Genomic DNA, 233 nt, shown 5'->3' with positions numbered 1-233 from the left:
AATACAGCCGTGACAAAGGCATCCGTATGCCTCACGGTACCACTACTCCATACTTGAACACCGTTTCCGTTGAAGACGAAAAAGGCATCCCTGGCGACCAAAACATCGAACACCGCATCCGTGCGTTCGTTCGTTGGAACGCTGCCGCTATCGTTTTGCGCGCGGGTAAAAAAGATTTGGAATTGGGTGGGCACATTGCATCTTTCCAATCAGCCGCCACTATGTACGAAGTC

1 protein-coding gene is annotated in these 233 nt (G+C 51.1%); it reads left to right on the top strand.

The window, feature by feature from the left end:
- A partial coding sequence (locus tag ACTHS3_RS18735) for a hypothetical protein (protein ID WP_440368915.1) occupies positions 1-233 on the top strand: 233 nt, incomplete at both ends.

This window comes from Neisseria sp. P0009.S007 (assembly GCF_051962515.1).
Note: the sequence above shows the minus strand (reverse complement) of the source record. Positions and strands in the feature narration are given on the sequence as shown.